The sequence below is a fragment of the Jeotgalicoccus sp. FSL K6-3177 genome (assembly GCF_038050175.1).
GTDB classification, from domain to species: Bacteria; Bacillota; Bacilli; order Staphylococcales; family Salinicoccaceae; genus Jeotgalicoccus; species Jeotgalicoccus nanhaiensis.
On the sequence record NZ_JBBOSK010000001.1, the window covers coordinates 2,203,412 to 2,220,952 of the forward strand.

16 protein-coding genes and 1 other annotated feature are annotated in these 17,541 nt (G+C 43.1%); all 16 genes read right to left on the minus strand.

Annotated elements, in window-relative coordinates:
- Positions 1–6 precede the first annotated feature (6 nt).
- The 16 genes from tuf to MHH58_RS11340 all read right to left on the minus strand — a co-directional run bounded on the left by tuf (position 7) and on the right by MHH58_RS11340 (position 17,541).
- The gene (gene tuf / locus MHH58_RS11265; RefSeq protein WP_135099076.1) at positions 7–1,191 is read right to left on the minus strand and encodes an elongation factor Tu; all 1,185 of its coding nucleotides are present in this window, start codon (positions 1,189–1,191) and stop codon (positions 7–9) included.
- Positions 1,192–1,317: 126 nt separating this feature from the next.
- Positions 1,318–3,399 (minus strand): elongation factor G, encoded by a 2,082-nt coding sequence (gene fusA / locus MHH58_RS11270; RefSeq protein ID WP_135099078.1) that lies wholly within the window; start codon positions 3,397–3,399, stop codon positions 1,318–1,320.
- A 59-nt stretch (positions 3,400–3,458) separates the two neighbouring features.
- A complete protein-coding gene (rpsG, locus tag MHH58_RS11275) occupies positions 3,459–3,929 on the minus strand; it encodes a 30S ribosomal protein S7 (RefSeq protein WP_026860143.1) in 471 nt (156 codons plus the stop codon).
- Between the two features lie 69 nt (positions 3,930–3,998).
- The gene (gene rpsL / locus MHH58_RS11280) at positions 3,999–4,418 is read right to left on the minus strand and encodes a 30S ribosomal protein S12 (protein ID WP_115885255.1); all 420 of its coding nucleotides are present in this window, start codon (positions 4,416–4,418) and stop codon (positions 3,999–4,001) included.
- A 401-nt stretch (positions 4,419–4,819) separates the two neighbouring features.
- Positions 4,820–8,440 carry a DNA-directed RNA polymerase subunit beta' gene (rpoC, locus tag MHH58_RS11285; protein WP_341345936.1) on the minus strand — a complete coding sequence of 1,207 codons (3,621 nt, stop codon included), beginning with the start codon at positions 8,438–8,440 and terminating at the stop codon, positions 4,820–4,822.
- A 39-nt stretch (positions 8,441–8,479) separates the two neighbouring features.
- The gene (rpoB, locus tag MHH58_RS11290) at positions 8,480–12,022 is read right to left on the minus strand and encodes a DNA-directed RNA polymerase subunit beta (protein ID WP_135099082.1); all 3,543 of its coding nucleotides are present in this window, start codon (positions 12,020–12,022) and stop codon (positions 8,480–8,482) included.
- A 237-nt stretch (positions 12,023–12,259) separates the two neighbouring features.
- On the minus strand, positions 12,260–12,847 hold the full coding sequence (locus MHH58_RS11295) for a class I SAM-dependent methyltransferase (RefSeq protein WP_341345937.1): 588 nt from the start codon (positions 12,845–12,847) through the stop codon (positions 12,260–12,262).
- Between the two features lie 88 nt (positions 12,848–12,935).
- Positions 12,936–13,301, minus strand: a complete 366-nt coding sequence (gene rplL, locus MHH58_RS11300; protein ID WP_115885259.1) for a 50S ribosomal protein L7/L12 — start codon at positions 13,299–13,301, stop codon at positions 12,936–12,938.
- 44 nt (positions 13,302–13,345) lie between these two features.
- Positions 13,346–13,852, minus strand: coding sequence for a 50S ribosomal protein L10 (rplJ, locus tag MHH58_RS11305; RefSeq protein ID WP_135099086.1), 507 nt, complete (start codon positions 13,850–13,852; stop codon positions 13,346–13,348).
- Between the two features lie 26 nt (positions 13,853–13,878).
- Positions 13,879–14,028, minus strand: a sequence feature (ribosomal protein L10 leader region).
- A gap of 42 nt (positions 14,029–14,070) precedes the next feature.
- Entirely contained in the window at positions 14,071–14,769 is a 699-nt protein-coding gene (gene rplA, locus MHH58_RS11310) for a 50S ribosomal protein L1 (RefSeq protein WP_341345938.1), read from the minus strand.
- Positions 14,770–14,830: 61 nt separating this feature from the next.
- Positions 14,831–15,256 (minus strand): 50S ribosomal protein L11, encoded by a 426-nt coding sequence (gene rplK, locus MHH58_RS11315; protein ID WP_115885262.1) that lies wholly within the window; start codon positions 15,254–15,256, stop codon positions 14,831–14,833.
- Between the two features lie 149 nt (positions 15,257–15,405).
- Positions 15,406–15,945, minus strand: coding sequence for a transcription termination/antitermination protein NusG (nusG, locus tag MHH58_RS11320; protein ID WP_341345939.1), 540 nt, complete (start codon positions 15,943–15,945; stop codon positions 15,406–15,408).
- A gap of 18 nt (positions 15,946–15,963) precedes the next feature.
- Positions 15,964–16,140 carry a preprotein translocase subunit SecE gene (gene secE / locus MHH58_RS11325; RefSeq protein ID WP_115885264.1) on the minus strand — a complete coding sequence of 59 codons (177 nt, stop codon included), beginning with the start codon at positions 16,138–16,140 and terminating at the stop codon, positions 15,964–15,966.
- Between the two features lie 17 nt (positions 16,141–16,157).
- The gene (gene rpmG, locus MHH58_RS11330; RefSeq protein WP_115885265.1) at positions 16,158–16,295 is read right to left on the minus strand and encodes a 50S ribosomal protein L33; all 138 of its coding nucleotides are present in this window, start codon (positions 16,293–16,295) and stop codon (positions 16,158–16,160) included.
- Positions 16,296–16,305: 10 nt separating this feature from the next.
- Positions 16,306–16,956 (minus strand): sigma-70 family RNA polymerase sigma factor, encoded by a 651-nt coding sequence (locus MHH58_RS11335; RefSeq protein ID WP_341345940.1) that lies wholly within the window; start codon positions 16,954–16,956, stop codon positions 16,306–16,308.
- A gap of 60 nt (positions 16,957–17,016) precedes the next feature.
- The gene (locus tag MHH58_RS11340) at positions 17,017–17,541 is read right to left on the minus strand and encodes an NYN domain-containing protein (protein WP_135099090.1); all 525 of its coding nucleotides are present in this window, start codon (positions 17,539–17,541) and stop codon (positions 17,017–17,019) included.

Sequence of the window (17,541 nt, forward strand, 5' to 3'; positions counted from 1 at the left end):
AAATTATTATTTTTGGATTTCAGTTACAACGCCTGATCCTACAGTACGTCCACCTTCACGAATTGAGAAACGAGTACCGTCTTCAATAGCGATTGGTGAAATAAGTTCTACTGTCATTTCAACGTTGTCACCAGGCATAACCATTTCAGTTCCTTCTGGTAAGTTACATACGCCAGTTACGTCAGTTGTACGGAAGTAGAACTGCGGGCGGTAGTTAGTGAAGAAAGGAGTGTGACGTCCACCTTCATCTTTTGAAAGAACATAAACTTCAGCTTTGAAGTTTGTGTGTGGTGTGATTGATCCTGGAGCAGCTAAAACCTGTCCACGCTGGATGTCTTCACGTGCAACACCACGTAAAAGAGCACCGATGTTGTCACCAGCTTCAGCGTAGTCAAGAAGCTTACGGAACATTTCTACACCTGTAACAGTTGTTTTCTTAGACTCAGTGATACCGATGATTTCGATTTCTTCACCGACTTTAACTTGTCCACGCTCAACACGTCCTGTAGCAACAGTACCACGGCCAGTGATTGAGAATACGTCCTCAACAGGCATCATGAATGGCTTGTCAGAGTCGCGTTCCGGAGTTGGAATGTACTCATCAACAGCATTCATAAGGTCAAGAATTTTTTGTTCGTACTCTTCGTCGCCTTCAAGAGCTTTAAGAGCTGAACCAGCGATTACTGGAACGTCGTCGCCAGGGAAGTCATATTCAGAAAGTAATTCGCGAACTTCCATTTCAACTAATTCAAGTAATTCTTCGTCGTCTACCATGTCAACTTTGTTTAAGAATACAACAAGTGCAGGTACACCTACGTTACGTGAAAGCAGGATGTGCTCACGAGTTTGTGGCATTGGGCCGTCAGCAGCAGATACTACTAAGATACCGCCGTCCATTTGTGCAGCACCAGTGATCATGTTTTTAACATAGTCAGCGTGTCCTGGGCAGTCAACGTGTGCATAGTGGCGTTTTTCAGTTTCGTACTCGATGTGAGACGTGTTAATTGTAATACCACGCTCTTTTTCTTCAGGTGCGTTGTCTACCATGTCGTAGCTTTGTGCTTCTCCGCCACCGTGTTTAGATAATACAGTCGCAATAGCAGCTGTTAAAGTTGTTTTACCGTGGTCAACGTGACCAATAGTACCAATGTTGGCATGCGTTTTCGAACGGTCAAATTTTTCTTTACCCATTGTAAAATACCTCTCCTTATATAGAACATTATTTTTTATATAAAACCCGAGAACGGGGTAAACCCGTCTCGAAGTCTTTCTTACAACACTTATAAAGCATTTATTCTAAAAAATCAAGTATATGAATTAAGCACCTGTATTTTTCTTGATGATTTCTTCAGATACTGATTTAGGAACCTCTTCATAGTGGTCGAATACCATTGAGTAAGTACCGCGACCCTGCGTGTTAGAACGCAGTGATGTTGCGTATCCGAACATTTCAGAAAGTGGAACGAATGCGTTAACGACTTGAGCGTTACCGCGGGCATTCATACCTTCTACACGTCCGCGACGGCTTGTAACGTCACCCATGATATCACCTAAATATTCTTCAGGCATAACGATTTCAACTTTCATCATCGGCTCTAAAAGAACTGGTTTACATACTTTCGCAGCTTCTCTCAGTGCCAGTGATGCAGCGACTTTAAACGCCATTTCAGATGAATCGACATCGTGGTATGAACCATCGTAAAGTTTAGCCTTAACGTCAACTAAAGGATATCCGGCAATTACACCGTTTTCCATAGAATCTTTAAGTCCAGCTTCTACAGATGGAATATATTCACGTGGAACTACCCCTCCGACAATCGCGTTTTCGAACTCGAAACCGCCGCCTTGCTCGTTTGGAGTAAATTCAATGTGAACGTCACCGAACTGACCGCGACCACCAGATTGGCGGGCGAATTTACCTTGTACCTTAGCAGGTGCAGTAAATGTTTCACGGTAAGATACCATTGGCGCACCAACGTTACATTCAACTTTGAATTCACGTTTCATGCGGTCAACAAGTACGTCCAGGTGAAGCTCACCCATACCGCCGATAATAACCTGTCCGGTTTCTTTATCAGTACGGGCTGTGAACGTCGGGTCTTCTTCCTGCAATTTAACAAGTGCAGTCGTTAACTTATCCTGGTCACTCTTAGACTTCGGCTCAACCGATAAGTGAATAACCGGTTCAGGGAATTCCATAGATTCAAGGATTACGTTAAGTTTTTCCTGTGTAAGAGTATCACCAGTACCAGTGTCTTTTAGACCTACTGCAGCAGCGATATCTCCTGAATAAACAGTCGAGATTTCTTCACGTGAGTTAGCGTGCATCTGTAAGATACGGCCGACACGTTCACGTTTGCCTTTAGTAGTATTCTGTACGTAAGAACCAGCATCAAGTGTACCTGAGTACACGCGGAAGAAAGTAAGCTTACCAACGAATGGATCCGTCATTACTTTAAATGCCAATGCTGCAAACGGCTCAGAATCATCCGGTTTTGCAATATACTCTTCTTCTTCATTATCAGCTTTATGACCGACAATCGGTTTAACGTCTAATGGAGATGGAAGGTAATCTACTACCGCGTTAAGCAGTAATTGAACACCTTTATTTTTGAATGCAGTACCGCAAAGTGCAGGGTAGAATTCAACATCACAAGTCGCTTTGCGAATTGCTGCTTTAAGTTCTTCCACAGAAAGTTCTTCTCCGCCGAGGTATTTTTCCATAACGTCTTCATTGACGTCGGCTAAACCTTCGATAAGAGCTTCTCTTGCTTCTGCTGCTTCGTCAGCGTAATCTGCAGGGATTTCAATTTCGTTAATATCAGTTCCCAGGTCGTTACCGTAGCTGTATGCTTTCATTTCTACAAGATCAATGATTCCTGTGAAATTATCTTCAGCACCAATCGGAATTTGGATCGGGTGTGTATTCGCCTGTAAACGGTCTCTGATAGTGCCTACTGAATACTGGAAGTCTGCACCGACTTTGTCCATTTTGTTTACGAATACAAGTCTTGGAACGCCGTATGTTGTCGCCTGACGCCATACTGTTTCAGTTTGTGGCTCAACACCTGATTGTGCATCAAGTACTGTAACCGCACTGTCGAGTACACGTAATGAACGTTCAACTTCAACAGTGAAGTCTACGTGTCCAGGTGTATCGATAATGTTTACACGGTGGTTATCCCACTCAGCTGTTGTCGCAGCAGATGTGATCGTGATTCCACGTTCCTGCTCCTGCTCCATCCAGTCCATCTGTGAAGCACCTTCGTGTGTTTCACCTAGTTTGTGGATACGCCCTGTGTAATAAAGAATACGTTCAGTCGTCGTAGTTTTACCTGCATCGATGTGTGCCATGATACCGATATTACGCGTTCTTTCTAGAGTAAATGGTCTTGCCATGAGTATTCTTTGCTCCTTCCAGGAATGGATTAGATTTAAATACTAAAAGGCAGTGCTTCCTACCAGCGGTAGTGTGCAAATGCTCTGTTAGCTTCAGCCATTTTATGACTTTCTTCGCGTTTCTTAACTGCTCCACCTGTGTTGTTAGCAGCATCAAGAATTTCGTTAGCTAATCTTTCTTCCATTGTCTTTTCCCCACGCAGACGTGCGTAGTTCACAAGCCAACGTAAGCTTAGAGTAGTACGGCGTTCTGGACGAACTTCAACCGGCACTTGGTAGTTTGACCCACCAACACGGCGTGCTTTAACCTCAAGAAGTGGCATAATGTTTTCAATCGCTTCGTCAAAAACCTCCATAGCATCTTTACCAGAACGTTCTTGTACTAGATCAAATGCGTTATAAAGAATTTTTTGCGAAGTTCCTCGTTTACCGTCAATCATCATTTTGTTGATGAGTTTAGTCACAAGCTTAGAGTTGTGAATCGGATCCGGTAATACATCTCTTTTTGGTACTGGACCTTTACGTGGCATAATTATCCTCCTTCCATTTTTTATTTTATCATTTTTTTAATTTGCTTACGCATCTAAAGTGACTGAATATTACTTGTCGCCTTTAGGTTTTTTAGCACCGTAATGTGAACGGCTTTGTCTGCGTCCTTCAACACCTGAAGTATCAAGAGCACCGCGAACTACGTGGTAACGTACCCCCGGTAAGTCTTTAACACGTCCTCCGCGGATAAGTACAACACTGTGTTCTTGCAGGTTGTGACCGATACCAGGGATATACGCGTTCACTTCAATATTATTTGATAATCTGACACGTGCATATTTACGTAAAGCAGAGTTTGGTTTTTTAGGAGTCATAGTACCTACACGTGTACAAACACCGCGTTTTTGTGGCGCAGCGTCAGTAGTAACGCGTTTCTTAAGACTGTTAAACCCTCTGTTCAATGCAGGCGATGCAGATTTTTGTGATTTAGTACTGCGTGACTTTCTGATCAACTGATTAATAGTTGGCATAATCGAATGTCCTCCTCTCGTTTTCTTAATCCACACATCCAGGTGGTTCATTTTCAGGGTATAAAAAATCTGTAAGATGTAAATCTTACACAAAATACACTTTGTCTCCTTTATGACTGGGCACAAAGTCCCCTCACAAAGTAACCTTAACTATAATACCACTGCGGCAGCTTCAGTGTCAAGCTTTCCCGATATAAAAAAACATATCGCTAAGACATAAACAGATTAACACAAATCTCCTTCTATAGCTACAATAAACCGGGGATTTTTGTTGAAGTTTTTTCTTTCGCGGGCAGTTTCATTTTTATAAAAAGCCGCTCCTGTTACGGAGCGGCTACCGCACATGCAGTTGACCCTTCAATGCATGTGCTTCCCTCTTATTTTAGTACCTTCCGAAAAAGTTAATCTTCTAAAAGAACAACTTCTTCTTCCGATACTGCTTTTTCAGCTACATCTATCTCTACATCTTTATACTTGGCCATTCCTGTACCTGCAGGAATCAGTTTACCGATAATAACGTTCTCTTTAAGGCCGAGAAGATCATCGCGTTTCCCTTTAATCGCTGCATCTGTCAGGACGCGTGTTGTTTCCTGGAAGCTTGCTGCTGAAAGGAAACTTTCAGTTTCAAGTGAAGCTTTCGTAATACCGAGCAGTACCGGTTTTGCTGTTGCCGGACGTTTTCTCTGTTTGAAGATCTCTTTGTTGGCGTCCGTAAACGTATGAATTTCTACTAAAGCACCTGGTAATAACGAAGTGTCTCCGGCATCGATAATGCGCACTTTTCGCAGCATTTGACGAACCATAACTTCAACGTGCTTATCACCGATTTCTACCCCTTGCATGCGGTATACTTTCTGTACTTCTTTAAGCAGATATTCCTGTGTCGTATTTAAACCGGCTACCTGAAGCAGCTGTTTAGGTTCGATTGAACCTTCATTTAACACTTCACCAGGACCGACTTTATCGCCGACTTCAACCAGCAGGCGTGCTGCCCCTGGCACCATGTAAGTGCGGGTTTCATGCTCACCTTTAACTTTAACTTCCTGCTGACGGTCCTTAACAACTTCAATATCCGTTACTGTACCGTGTATTTCTGAAATCTGTGCCTGCCCTTTCGGGTTACGCGCTTCGAATAGTTCCTGAATACGCGGTAAACCTTGTGTAATATCGCTACCTGCTACCCCGCCTGTGTGGAATGTACGCATTGTAAGCTGTGTACCCGGCTCACCAATTGATTGAGCGGCAATTGTACCAACTGCTTCGCCGACCTCAACTTTTTCACCAGTCGCAAGGTTTTTACCATAGCAGCGTTCGCATACACCATGACGTGTATTACATGTAAATGCTGAACGGATATATACTTCTTCAATGCCGCTGTTCACGATTTCTTTAGCGATATCCGGAGTGATTAACTCGTTGCTGCCGAGAATGACCTCGTCAGTTTCCGGATGTCTTACAGTTTCTTTTACATAACGGCCTTCCAGACGGTCGATAAGCGGCTCGATAAGTTCTGATCCTTCTGTCAGTGCAGAAACACTCAGTCCTTTATCAGTACCGCAATCTTCTTCGCGTACGATAACATCCTGCGCAACATCAACCAGACGGCGTGTCAGGTAACCCGAGTCAGCAGTTTTCAGTGCTGTATCGGCAAGACCTTTACGCGCACCGTGAGTCGAGATAAAGTACTCGAGTACTGTCAGTCCCTCACGGAAACTTGATTTGATTGGAAGCTCGATGATTTCACCTGACGGGTTCGCCATCAGTCCGCGCATACCGGCAAGCTGTGTAAAGTTTGATGCGTTACCGCGGGCACCTGAGTCACTCATCATGAAGATCGGGTTCAGGCGGTGTAATGATGCCATCAGTTTTTCCTGAATAACATCTTTAGCTTTTGTCCAAAGTTCAATAACAGCATTATAACGTTCTTCTTCAGTAATTAAACCGCGGGAGAACTGCTTCTGAACTTTCTCAACTTTTTCTTCAGTATCGTCGATGATGACCTGTTTCTCAGGAAGTACAACGATATCTGCTACCCCTACCGTAATACCGGCTTTAGCGGAGTATTTGAATCCGAGGTCTTTCATCAGATCCAGCATGACAGATGTTTCTGTAATGTGGAACTTGTTGAAGACTTCCGCAATAACCTGTCCAAGATATTTCTTGTCAAATGGATCGACAAGCGGCATTTCCTGAATTTTTTCAACTAAACCTTCTTCGCCTAAATCTTTAGCGTCAATGAAGTATTTGTTTGGTGTTTTGCGTTCTAAGTTTTCGCGTGTCGGTTCGTTAATATACGGGAATGAAGGCGGCATAATCTGATTGAAGATTACTTTGCCGACAGTCGTCATTAATAGTTTACCTTTGTTCTCCGCAGAAACTTTTTCCTCAGATAAGGTTTGTGTATGAAGGCCGATACGCGTATGAAGTGATGTGTAACCGTTCTGGTAAGCCATCACAACTTCATCGATACTCTTGAAGATATGCCCTTCATTTTTCATGTTTTCACGTTCAAGTGTCAAGTAGTAGTTACCAAGAACCATATCCTGGGACGGTGTAACTACCGGCTTGCCGTCTTTAGGGTTAAGGATATTTTGAGCAGCGAGCATCAGCATGCGTGCTTCAGCTTGTGCTTCTTTCGATAATGGAACGTGCACTGCCATCTGGTCACCGTCAAAGTCAGCATTGTATGCTGTTGTAACTAACGGGTGAAGACGGATAGCGCGGCCTTCCACTAATTTCGCTTCGAAAGCCTGAATACCGAGACGGTGAAGTGTCGGTGCACGGTTCAGCAGTACCGGGTGCTCGGAAATAACATCTTCCAGAACATCCCATACTTCATTTTCCATGCGCTCAATCTTGCCTTTGGCATTCTTGATGTTTGTCGCCAAGTCACGTGCTACAAGTTCTTTCATCACGAAAGGCTTGAACAGTTCGAGCGCCATTTCCTTCGGCAGTCCGCACTGATACATTTTCAGACCCGGTCCGACAACGATTACCGAACGTCCTGAATAGTCAACACGTTTACCAAGAAGGTTCTGACGGAAACGTCCCTGTTTACCTTTAAGCATATGAGACAGTGACTTAAGCGGGCGGTTACCCGGTCCTGTAACAGGACGGCCACGGCGGCCATTATCGATAAGCGCATCTACAGCTTCCTGCAGCATGCGTTTCTCATTCTGGACGATAATTCCCGGTGCTCCTAAATCAAGGAGACGTTTCAGACGGTTGTTACGGTTAATTACGCGACGGTAAAGGTCGTTCATATCACTCGTAGCAAAACGCCCGCCGTCCAGCTGTACCATCGGACGAATTTCCGGAGGAATAATCGGCAGCACATCAAGAATCATCCATGACGGATCATTGCCTGAATGACGGAAAGCTTCAACGACTTCAAGACGTTTGATCGCTCTTGTCAGACGCTGTCCTGTTGCTGTTTCAAGCTCTTTCCTGAGCATTTCAAGTTCCTCGTTTAAGTCCACCTGCTGAAGTAATTCTTTAATCGCTTCAGCACCCATTTTCGCTGTAAATGTATTGCCGAATTTATCGTAATACTCGCGGTATTCACGTTCGCTTAAGAGCTGCTTAGGCTCGAGACCCGTAGGTCCCGGCTTAATTACAGCGTAAGATGCGAAATAGATAATTTCTTCAAGCGAGCGGGGTGACATATCTAAAAGGAGACCCATGCGTGACGGGATTCCTTTAAAGTACCAGATGTGAGTTACAGGAGCTGCAAGCTCGATGTGCCCCATTCTTTCACGTCTTACTTTAGCGCGTGTAACTTCGACTCCGCAGCGGTCACAAACCATCCCTTTATATCTGACACGTTTGTACTTACCGCAGCTGCATTCCCAGTCTTTAGTCGGTCCGAAAATCTTCTCACAGAATAAACCATCGCGTTCCGGTTTTAATGTTCTGTAGTTAATCGTTTCCGGTTTCTTCACTTCACCGAAAGACCATGAACGAATCTTTTCCGGTGACGCTAAACCAATTTTCATATATTTAAATCTATTAACATCTATCAATGAGCTTTCCTCCCTAAAGTTTTCTCGAAGCTCAGCACATTACTCAGTAACATTTTCATTTTCAGCTGAAGCAGTTACCTTGTCCGATTGAGTCGGTTGGCTTTCCATCTCGTCATCTTCTGTATCGCGCAATTCAATTTCTTCGTCGTTTTCATCCATGATACTTACATCGAGACCCAGACTCTGAAGTTCTTTCATCAATACTCTGAATGATTCCGGAACGCCCGGTTTCGGCAGGTTTTCACCTTTAACAATTGCTTCATATGTTTTCACACGTCCGACTGTATCATCGGATTTAACTGTCAGAATTTCCTGTAATGTGTATGCGGCACCGTATGCTTCAAGCGCCCAAACTTCCATCTCACCGAAACGCTGTCCGCCGAACTGCGCTTTACCGCCCAGTGGCTGCTGCGTTACTAATGAGTAAGGTCCGGTACTTCTTGCATGCAGTTTATCGTCAACCATGTGCGCAAGTTTAAGCATGTACATCACACCAACAGAAATACGGTTTTCAAACGGTTCGCCTGTGCGTCCGTCGTAAAGTACCGTCTTACCGTCGCGTGCAAGTCCTGCTTCTTCCATCGTAGTCCATACATCATCTTCGTTCGCTCCGTCAAATACCGGAGATGCCATTCTTAAGCCCATTGCACGCGCCGCCATACCGAGGTGCAGTTCAAGAACCTGACCAATGTTCATACGGGATGGGACACCGAGCGGGTTAAGCATGATATCAATTGGCGTGCCGTCAGGCATATAAGGCATATCTTCTTCAGGTAAAATTTTCGAAATAACACCTTTGTTACCGTGACGTCCGCACATTTTATCTCCTTCAGAAATTTTTCTCTTCTGAACGATATAAACACGAACGAGCTGGTTCACACCAGGTGATAATTCGTCGCCGTCTTCACGGTTGAAGACTTTAACATCAAGCACGATTCCGCCTGCACCGTGAGGTACACGCAGTGAAGTATCTCTGACTTCACGCGCTTTTTCACCGAAGATTGCATGCAGTAAACGTTCTTCTGCAGTTAATTCAGTCACACCTTTAGGCGTTACTTTACCGACGAGAATATCACCGTCGATAACTTCAGCACCGATGTGCACAATTCCGCGATCGTCCAGTTTTTTAAGCGCGCTGTCCGATACGTTTGGAATGTCGCGTGTAATTTCTTCAGGTCCGAGTTTTGTGTCTCTTGATTCAGATTCGTATTCTTCAATATGAATTGAAGTGTATACATCCTGTTTCACAAGACGCTCACTCATAATTACAGCATCCTCATAGTTATAACCATCCCACGTCATAAAGCCGACAACAAGGTTGCGTCCAAGAGCCATTTCACCGTTGTCCATGGAAGGTCCATCGGCAAGTATTTCACCTTTTTCAACGATGTCGCCTTCAGTAATTATCGGTTTCTGGTTATAGCATGTTCCTGCGTTTGAACGCACGAATTTAGACATTCTGTAAATATCTTTTTCTGTTTCTACGTCTTTACCGTTCTTATCTTCGATACGGCGGACGTGAATTTCTTTTGCTTCAACATGTTCAACGCGCCCTCTGTAGCGTGAAACTACAGCAGCACCTGAGTCGCGGGCAGACACGTGTTCCATACCTGTACCGATAAACGGCGATTCAGGATTTAATAATGGAACTGCCTGACGCTGCATGTTCGCACCCATAAGTGCACGGTTAGAGTCATCATTCTCAAGGAATGGAATACAAGCAGTCGCGGCAGATACTACCTGCTTAGGCGATACGTCCATGTAGTCCATACGGTCCCGCTGCATCTGCGTGTTGTTTCCGCGGAAACGGCAGATAACTTCCTCATCGAGGAATGAGCCGTCTTCATCGAGAACAGCATTCGCCTGCGCAACGACATAGCTGTCTTCTTCATCAGCTGTTAAGTAATCGATTTTATTCGTTACTTTATTCGTTTCAGGATCAACTCTTCTGTACGGTGTTTCGATAAATCCGAAATCATTAACGCGTGCATAACTTGACAGCGTGTTAATTAGACCGATGTTCGGCCCCTCCGGAGTTTCAATCGGACACATACGTCCGTAGTGAGAGTAGTGAACGTCACGCACTTCCATGCCGGCGCGTTCACGAGTCAGACCGCCGGGTCCTAAGGCAGACAGACGGCGTTTGTGCGTCAGTTCCGCAAGCGGGTTTGTCTGGTCCATAAATTGTGATAACTGCGAGCTTCCGAAGAACTCTTTAATAGATGCAATTACCGGACGAATGTTAATCAGCTGCTGAGGCGTTACCGTTTCAGTATCTTGAATAGACATTCTTTCACGTACAACACGTTCCATACGGGAAACACCGATACGGAATTGGTTTTGCAGCAATTCACCGACTGAACGCAGACGACGGTTACCGAGATGGTCAATATCATCTGTGAATCCGACACCTTCCAATAAATTAAAGAAATAACTCATTGAAGAAATAATATCTGAAGGCGTGATTGATTTAACTTCCACATCAGGGAAGGCGTTGCCGATTACTGTCGTTGAATGCTCTTCATTGTTGCGTGATTTGACTTTCACCGATTGAATTTCAACAGGCTCGTCTAAGAGACCCTGTTCAAGGTGATAAGTTTTCAGGTTTGCAGTTGTTTCAAGCTGCTCCATAATCGAGTCCAGTGTACGGCGATCGATAGTTGAGCCTGCTTCAGCAATAATTTCACCTGTCTCTGAGTCGACAACCGGTTCTGTAAGCACTTGGTTGAAGAGACGGTTTTGCAGATGAAGTTTTTTATTCATCTTATAACGTCCGACATTTGCAAGGTCGTAACGTTTCGGATCAAAGAATCTCGAATATAATAAATTACGTGCGTTTTCTACTGTTGGCGGTTCGCCTGGACGCAATCTTTCATAGATTTCTAACAGGGCCTGGTCGACTGTTTCTGTCGCATCTTTCTCGAGCGTATTGCGAAGGTATTCGTTATCGCCGAGAAGATTGATGATTTCTTCGTCAGTTGCAAAACCTAACGCACGTAATAATACCGTAATCGGCAATTTGCGCGTGCGGTCAATTCTTACATATACGACATCTTTTGCGTCGATTTCATATTCCAACCATGCGCCACGGTTAGGGATGACTGTTGCTCCGAAGTTCAATTTACCATTTTTGTCGAACTTCTCAGAGAAATATACAGACGGGCTTCTTACTAATTGCGAAACGATTACACGCTCGGCACCATTAATAATAAAAGTCCCTGTATCCGTCATCAATGGGAAATCTCCCATAAATACATCCTGCTCTTTAACTTCGCCGGTTTCTTTGATGACTAAGCGAACTTTCACTCTCAGCGGTGCTGAATAAGTAGAATCGTGATCTTTCGCTTCTTCCTCGTTATACTTCGGTTCGCCGAGTTTATAATCTACAAATTCCAAAGACATATTCCCAGTAAAATCTTCTACCGGAGAAATATCTTTAAACATTTCGATTAGACCGGTTTCTAAAAACCACTCGTACGATTTCGTCTGAATCTCAATTAAGTTAGGTAATTCTAACTTCTCTTCGATACGCGCATAACTTCTACGTTGTGCATGTCTTCCATACTGAATCAATTGACTCATCGACAGATTCACCCCTAATAATATTTGCGTAAACTATAATGGACATTTAAGAGCCGAACAGTTCAAAAGACAAAAAGAAAACGGAATCGTATTCAACCCCATTTCCTATTAAACTGGACACTTATACAAAATGTTCCATTCAACAGCTGCACAGAAAAGTACATACTTATTGATATTAATTTAACATTCTATAAGAATAACATATACAATTTGTCAAGTCAAATATATAATTTCTTTTTATTTAGTGCTTTTTAAGATGTAATAACCTTTATCTTTTGTTGCAATTTCAACATTTCCAAACAGAGATTTTAAATACTTTTTATAAGAAGGCATGCCCTGTTTTTTCTGTACAACCATATAAAAGCAGCCTTTTTCTTCCAGGCGCCGATAACCGTCATCCAGAATTTCGAGTACCGTATCCTTGCCTGCTCTAAATGGCGGATTCGTAACGTACAGAGATGCATTTAAATCTGAAACGTCATAACTGCTCCGGTTTAGAATCTCGGCATCCACTTTTTCCCGGCGGGTATTTTCAATAGATAATTGTATTGCATCCTCGTTAACTTCTACCATTACCGGTTTCAGTCCAAGTTCTTTGCCGAGCACCGTACCGATCGGTCCGTAGCCTGCGCCCATGTCAATAAACTTACCGCCGCCTTCAAAATCCGAAAATACAGTTTTAATCAGCACTTCAGTACCATAATCAATCTGATTTTTAGAAAATACACCGCGATCTGTTTTAAAACGGTAGATATGATCGTTGAAACTGAATTTTATTTCGCTGAATTCGTGCGGCGTGTCATCCGTAGTGTAATAGTGAGACACACAATCTCCCCCAGTTGCTGAAAGTAACTAAAAAAGTCCCCGATAAACTTATGTTTACGGGAACTTTTTCTGTCAAAAATTATATAGCTTACTTAACTTCTACGCCAGCGCCAACTTCTTCAAGTTGAGCTTTAAGAGCTTCAGCGTCTTCTTTAGAAAGACCTTCTTTGATGACTTTAGGAGCGCCGTCAACTAACTCTTTAGCGTCTTTAAGACCAAGACCAGTAGCTTCGCGAACTACTTTGATTACTTTAATCTTAGAAGAACCTGCATCTGTAAGTTCTACATCAAATTCAGTTTGTTCTTCAGCAGCAGCAGCTTCTCCGCCACCTGCAGCAGCTACAGGAGCAGCAGCTGTTACGCCGAATTCTTCTTCAATTGCTTTTACTAAGTCGTTTAATTCTAAAACTGACATTTCTTTAATACTTTCAATGATTTGTTCATTGTTAGCCATAATAATATTCCTCCATTTTATAATTGTTTTCAGCGCGCCCGTTATTAAGCTTCGCCGTTTTCCTGTTCTTTCTCTTCACCGATAGCTTTAACTGCATATGCGAAGTTGCGTACTGGCGCTTGTAATACTGATAACAGCATAGAAAGCAATCCGTCTCTTGATGGCAGAGATGCAATTGATTTAACATCTTCGACCGGTACGAAACTACCTTCGATGACACCTGCTTTAATTTCTAAAGCTTCGTGTTTTTTAGCAAATTCGTGGATGATTTTAGCTGGCGCGATAACATCTTCGTTAGAAAATGCGATTGCACTAGGGCCTACTAAGAATTCGTTCAGCTCAGATAAGCCGACAGAATCCGCAGCACGGCGAACCATCGTGTTTTTGTAAACTTTGAATTCAATCCCAGCATCGCGCAATTGCTTACGCAGTTCAGTTACTTCAGATACTGTTAGACCGCGGTAGTCTACTAATACAGTAGATACAGAGTTTTTCAGCTGTTCTGAAATCACTTCAACGTGCTGTTGTTTTTGTTCAATCACGTTTGACATGTAGTTACACCTCCATTATTTTTTCTGGTGCAAATAAAAAAGCACCTTTTACCGGCGGCAAAAAGTGCTTGAATTTATATGAATATCATTCAAGTCATTTTTATTTGCCTCGGCAGGATAGTTATTAAGCTGTTATGTTCAGCTCCTGCTGTCTTAGGTAATTTTTAAATTTACAAGTGTAAATATAACTGATATATCTACACTTGTCAATGATTATTTTAGACAGTTCTTACTACGCTTGGATCAACTGTAATTCCAGGGCCCATCGTGCTTGATACTGTAACTGATTTGAAGTAAACACCTTTAGATGATGCCGGTTTAGCTTTTTCCAGTGCATCGTGAATCGCTTTAAAGTTTTCTACCAGCTGTTCTTCGCTAAATGAAACTTTACCGATCCCAACGTGTACAATACCTGCTTTTTCAGCGCGGTATTCAACTTTACCAGCTTTGATTTCCTGAACCGCTTTCGTTACGTCCATAGTTACTGTACCAGTTTTAGGGTTCGGCATTAGTCCTTTAGGCCCAAGTACGCGGCCCAGTTTACCAACTTCACCCATCATGTCCGGCGTTGCAACGATAACATCGAAATCGAACCATCCACCATTAATTTTCTGTGCCAATTCTGCTTCGCCAACGTAATCTGCGCCAGCTGCTTCTGCTTCTTTAGCTTTATCGCCTTTAGCAAATACTAATACACGCTGTGACTTACCAGTACCGTGCGGCAGCACTAGTGCACCACGGATCTGCTGATCATTTTTACGCGTATCAATACCTAGACGGAATGCTACTTCAACTGAAGCGTCAAAGTTGGCAACATGCGTTTCTTTAGCAAGTTTAATTGCTTCTTCAATTGAGAAGACAGAGTTTTGATCAAACTTCTCTAGAGCAGCTTGATACTTTTTACCTCTCTTAGCCATATCTATTCCTCCTTGTGGTTATAGCGGGGTTAATCCTCCCACGACCGTATTAATACTTAATTTATTTTTCGACAGTGAAGCCCATGCTTCGAGCTGTACCTTCAACCATTTTAACCGCTGCGTCTACTGATGCTGCGTTTAAGTCTTCCATTTTCGTTTCAGCGATCTCACGAACCTGATCCGCTGTAACAGTTGCCACCTTGTTTTTGTTAGGTTCGCCAGAACCCTTCTCAGTGTTAGCCGCTTTCTTAAGAAGAACAGCTGCCGGTGGAGTTTTTGTAATAAATGTGAATGAGCGATCTTCAAATACTGAGATCTCAACAGGAATAATAAGACCTGCCTGCTCTTGTGTACGCGCGTTGAATTCTTTACAGAATCCCATGATGTTTACGCCTGCCTGACCTAGGGCCGGACCTACCGGTGGTGCCGGGTTCGCCTTACCTGCAGGAATTTGCAATTTCACAACATTAATAACTTTTTTAGCCACGATGTTGCACCTCCTCATAATCGTGATGTGGTCACAGGATGTTTAGATTTCATCCTCCCACTCTTCATCTGTATACATAAATAAAGATGGTCGCAAATTTGCGACCATGAAAGTATAGCATATATTAGTTACATATTTCAATTAAAAATTTAAAGTTTCTCGATTTGATCGAATTCAACTTCAACAGGCGTTTCGCGTCCAAACATTTCAACGAGGACGGTAAGCTTGTAACGCTCCTCATCAATCGATTCGATTACACCGCTCTGATTGTTAAATGGACCCGCGATAATATTGATTGATTCGCCGACAGCGACTTCAACATCAACAATTTTTTCCGACATACCCATCTGACGCAGGATAAATTTAACTTCATCCGGCAAGAGAGGATTCGGTTTGCTGCCCGCACCCTGCGAGCCGACAAATCCGGTAACACCCGGCGTATTGCGGACGACGTACCAAGATTCATCTGTCATAATCAGTTCGACGAGTACATAGCCCGGAAATGTTTTTTTCATTGCCGTTTTCTTTTTCCCGTCTTTAATCGTTGTTTCCTCTTCTTCAGGGATGACTACGCGGAAAATTAAATCCTGCATATTCATCGATTCAAGGCGCGCCTCTAGGTTTGCCTTTACTTTGTTTTCATAGCCTGAATAGGTATGTACTGCATACCAATGCTTGTCTAGAGACATTTTACCGCTCCTTTAAAATTACATAAGATCAATTAGTGCTGTGATGCCGATATCCAGCACGTAGAAAAATGCCAGAAAAAATACTACAGTAACTACTACTGTCGTTGTATAACGGACTACTTCTTGCCCTGTCGGCCAGCTGACTTTCTTCATCTCGCTAACAACATTTTGGAAGAAGTTTTTATTATTATTCATCAACCGTTCCCCCTGAATTATATAGAACTTTTATGCGTTGTATGCTTATTGCATTTTGGACAGTGTTTTTTCATGACGAGTCTTTCGTTGTGAACCGGCTTGTTCAGTGAATAGTTCCGCGAGCCGCAGCTGCTGCATATAAGAGCAATTTTCATCTTAAAATCCTCATTTCAATTCTAATATACTATATCGGTTCAGGGTGTCATTGTCAACAACAGTGTGTAAATCTTCAACTGAGTTGAATTTGATTTTAATCCTGTAAAACGTATTGATGACAGACTCCGGTTCCTTGTTAAATATATCTGCGATATCTTCTATTGTGCAGCCGTCGAGAAATAATTTCAAAGCCCGCTTTTCATAATTCGATAAATTGCCGGCCGCTCCCGCATACTCTGCCTGAGTTTCTTTCAGCATGATATGCGGCAGAGCGTGCTGATGTTCCAGCAGCAGAATTTCGTCAGGATTGAGTTCAACCTGATGCCAGACCTTGAGCCGGTGAATATAATCGTACATCTTCAGCCTGATAGAGCGGAGAACATAATGCTTGTAATGCCCTTTTGCAAAGTCGTATTTCAAACATAAAATCAGTGCGCTGAACACCATTTCCTGAATTAAATCTTCCCGGTCGTGTTCATTCATATCATACTTGAAAGTCATCCGTCTGATTACCGGACGGAGATGATGGTCGATGTTATCAAAAAAGTGGAATTCGCCAGCTTTTACCTGCAGTGCATAAGCATCTAATAATTTATCTCCGCCGTAAACAGCCGGCTGCTCTTCTTTAATGTAAATATACAATGACTTTATGAAATACATCCGCCCGCCTCCTTTTATATTACTTCTAATATATGAGGTTCCGGGCGGCCCTTCAAGCCGTCAATTCTCTCCGCGCCGCAGTTTTTCCATTTTCGCAAGCACTTCGTCGCTGATATCAAGTTTTGTTCTCGGCAGTTTTTCATTTATTGTCTCGATATGGGAACTGATATTTTTACCGGCTTCCGCCAGGTTCATCCACATCTCTCTGGAAGGAATCCGGTAAGCGCCATAGGCAAAAATGGCATTCTGTTCTGTCAGATCACTCGTTACAACACTGATATCGCAGAGGTGGGGGTGATAGTTATCGTACACAAAACGCTCTATATATTCATCCGCCGTTTCCTTCTCTTTCGTATAAATCACCGTGATACCGTAGTAATCGATAACCGCTTCCTGATTTTTCACTTCATAAGCATCAAAAACACAGATAATTTCATAATTCTGAAGCGCTTGATACTCGCTCAGCGCTTTCAATACTTCTTCTCTTGCCAGCTGGAGAGAAATTTTAGATTCTGCAAATAACTCGGAGTTCGCACCAATTAAATTATAGCCGTCAACCACCAGCAGACGCCGTTTTTTGCGCAT

Coding starts and splice junctions, on each gene's coding strand:
- tuf (WP_135099076.1), bottom strand. CDS start 1,191: ATGGGTAAAGAAAAATTTGACCGTTCGAAAACGCATGCCAACATTGGT.
- fusA (WP_135099078.1), bottom strand. CDS start 3,399: ATGGCAAGACCATTTACTCTAGAAAGAACGCGTAATATCGGTATCATG.
- rpsG (WP_026860143.1), bottom strand. CDS start 3,929: ATGCCACGTAAAGGTCCAGTACCAAAAAGAGATGTATTACCGGATCCG.
- rpsL (WP_115885255.1), bottom strand. CDS start 4,418: ATGCCAACTATTAATCAGTTGATCAGAAAGTCACGCAGTACTAAATCA.
- rpoB (WP_135099082.1), bottom strand. CDS start 12,022: ATGAGTCAATTGATTCAGTATGGAAGACATGCACAACGTAGAAGTTAT.
- rplL (WP_115885259.1), bottom strand. CDS start 13,301: ATGGCTAACAATGAACAAATCATTGAAAGTATTAAAGAAATGTCAGTT.
- rplJ (WP_135099086.1), bottom strand. CDS start 13,852: ATGTCAAACGTGATTGAACAAAAACAACAGCACGTTGAAGTGATTTCA.
- rplA (WP_341345938.1), bottom strand. CDS start 14,769: ATGGCTAAGAGAGGTAAAAAGTATCAAGCTGCTCTAGAGAAGTTTGAT.
- nusG (WP_341345939.1), bottom strand. CDS start 15,945: ATGTCTCTAGACAAGCATTGGTATGCAGTACATACCTATTCAGGCTAT.
- secE (WP_115885264.1), bottom strand. CDS start 16,140: ATGAATAATAATAAAAACTTCTTCCAAAATGTTGTTAGCGAGATGAAG.
- rpmG (WP_115885265.1), bottom strand. CDS start 16,295: ATGAAAATTGCTCTTATATGCAGCAGCTGCGGCTCGCGGAACTATTCA.
- MHH58_RS11335 (WP_341345940.1), bottom strand. CDS start 16,956: ATGTATTTCATAAAGTCATTGTATATTTACATTAAAGAAGAGCAGCCG.
- MHH58_RS11340 (WP_135099090.1), bottom strand. CDS start 17,541: ATGCGCAAAAAACGGCGTCTGCTGGTGGTTGACGGCTATAATTTAATT.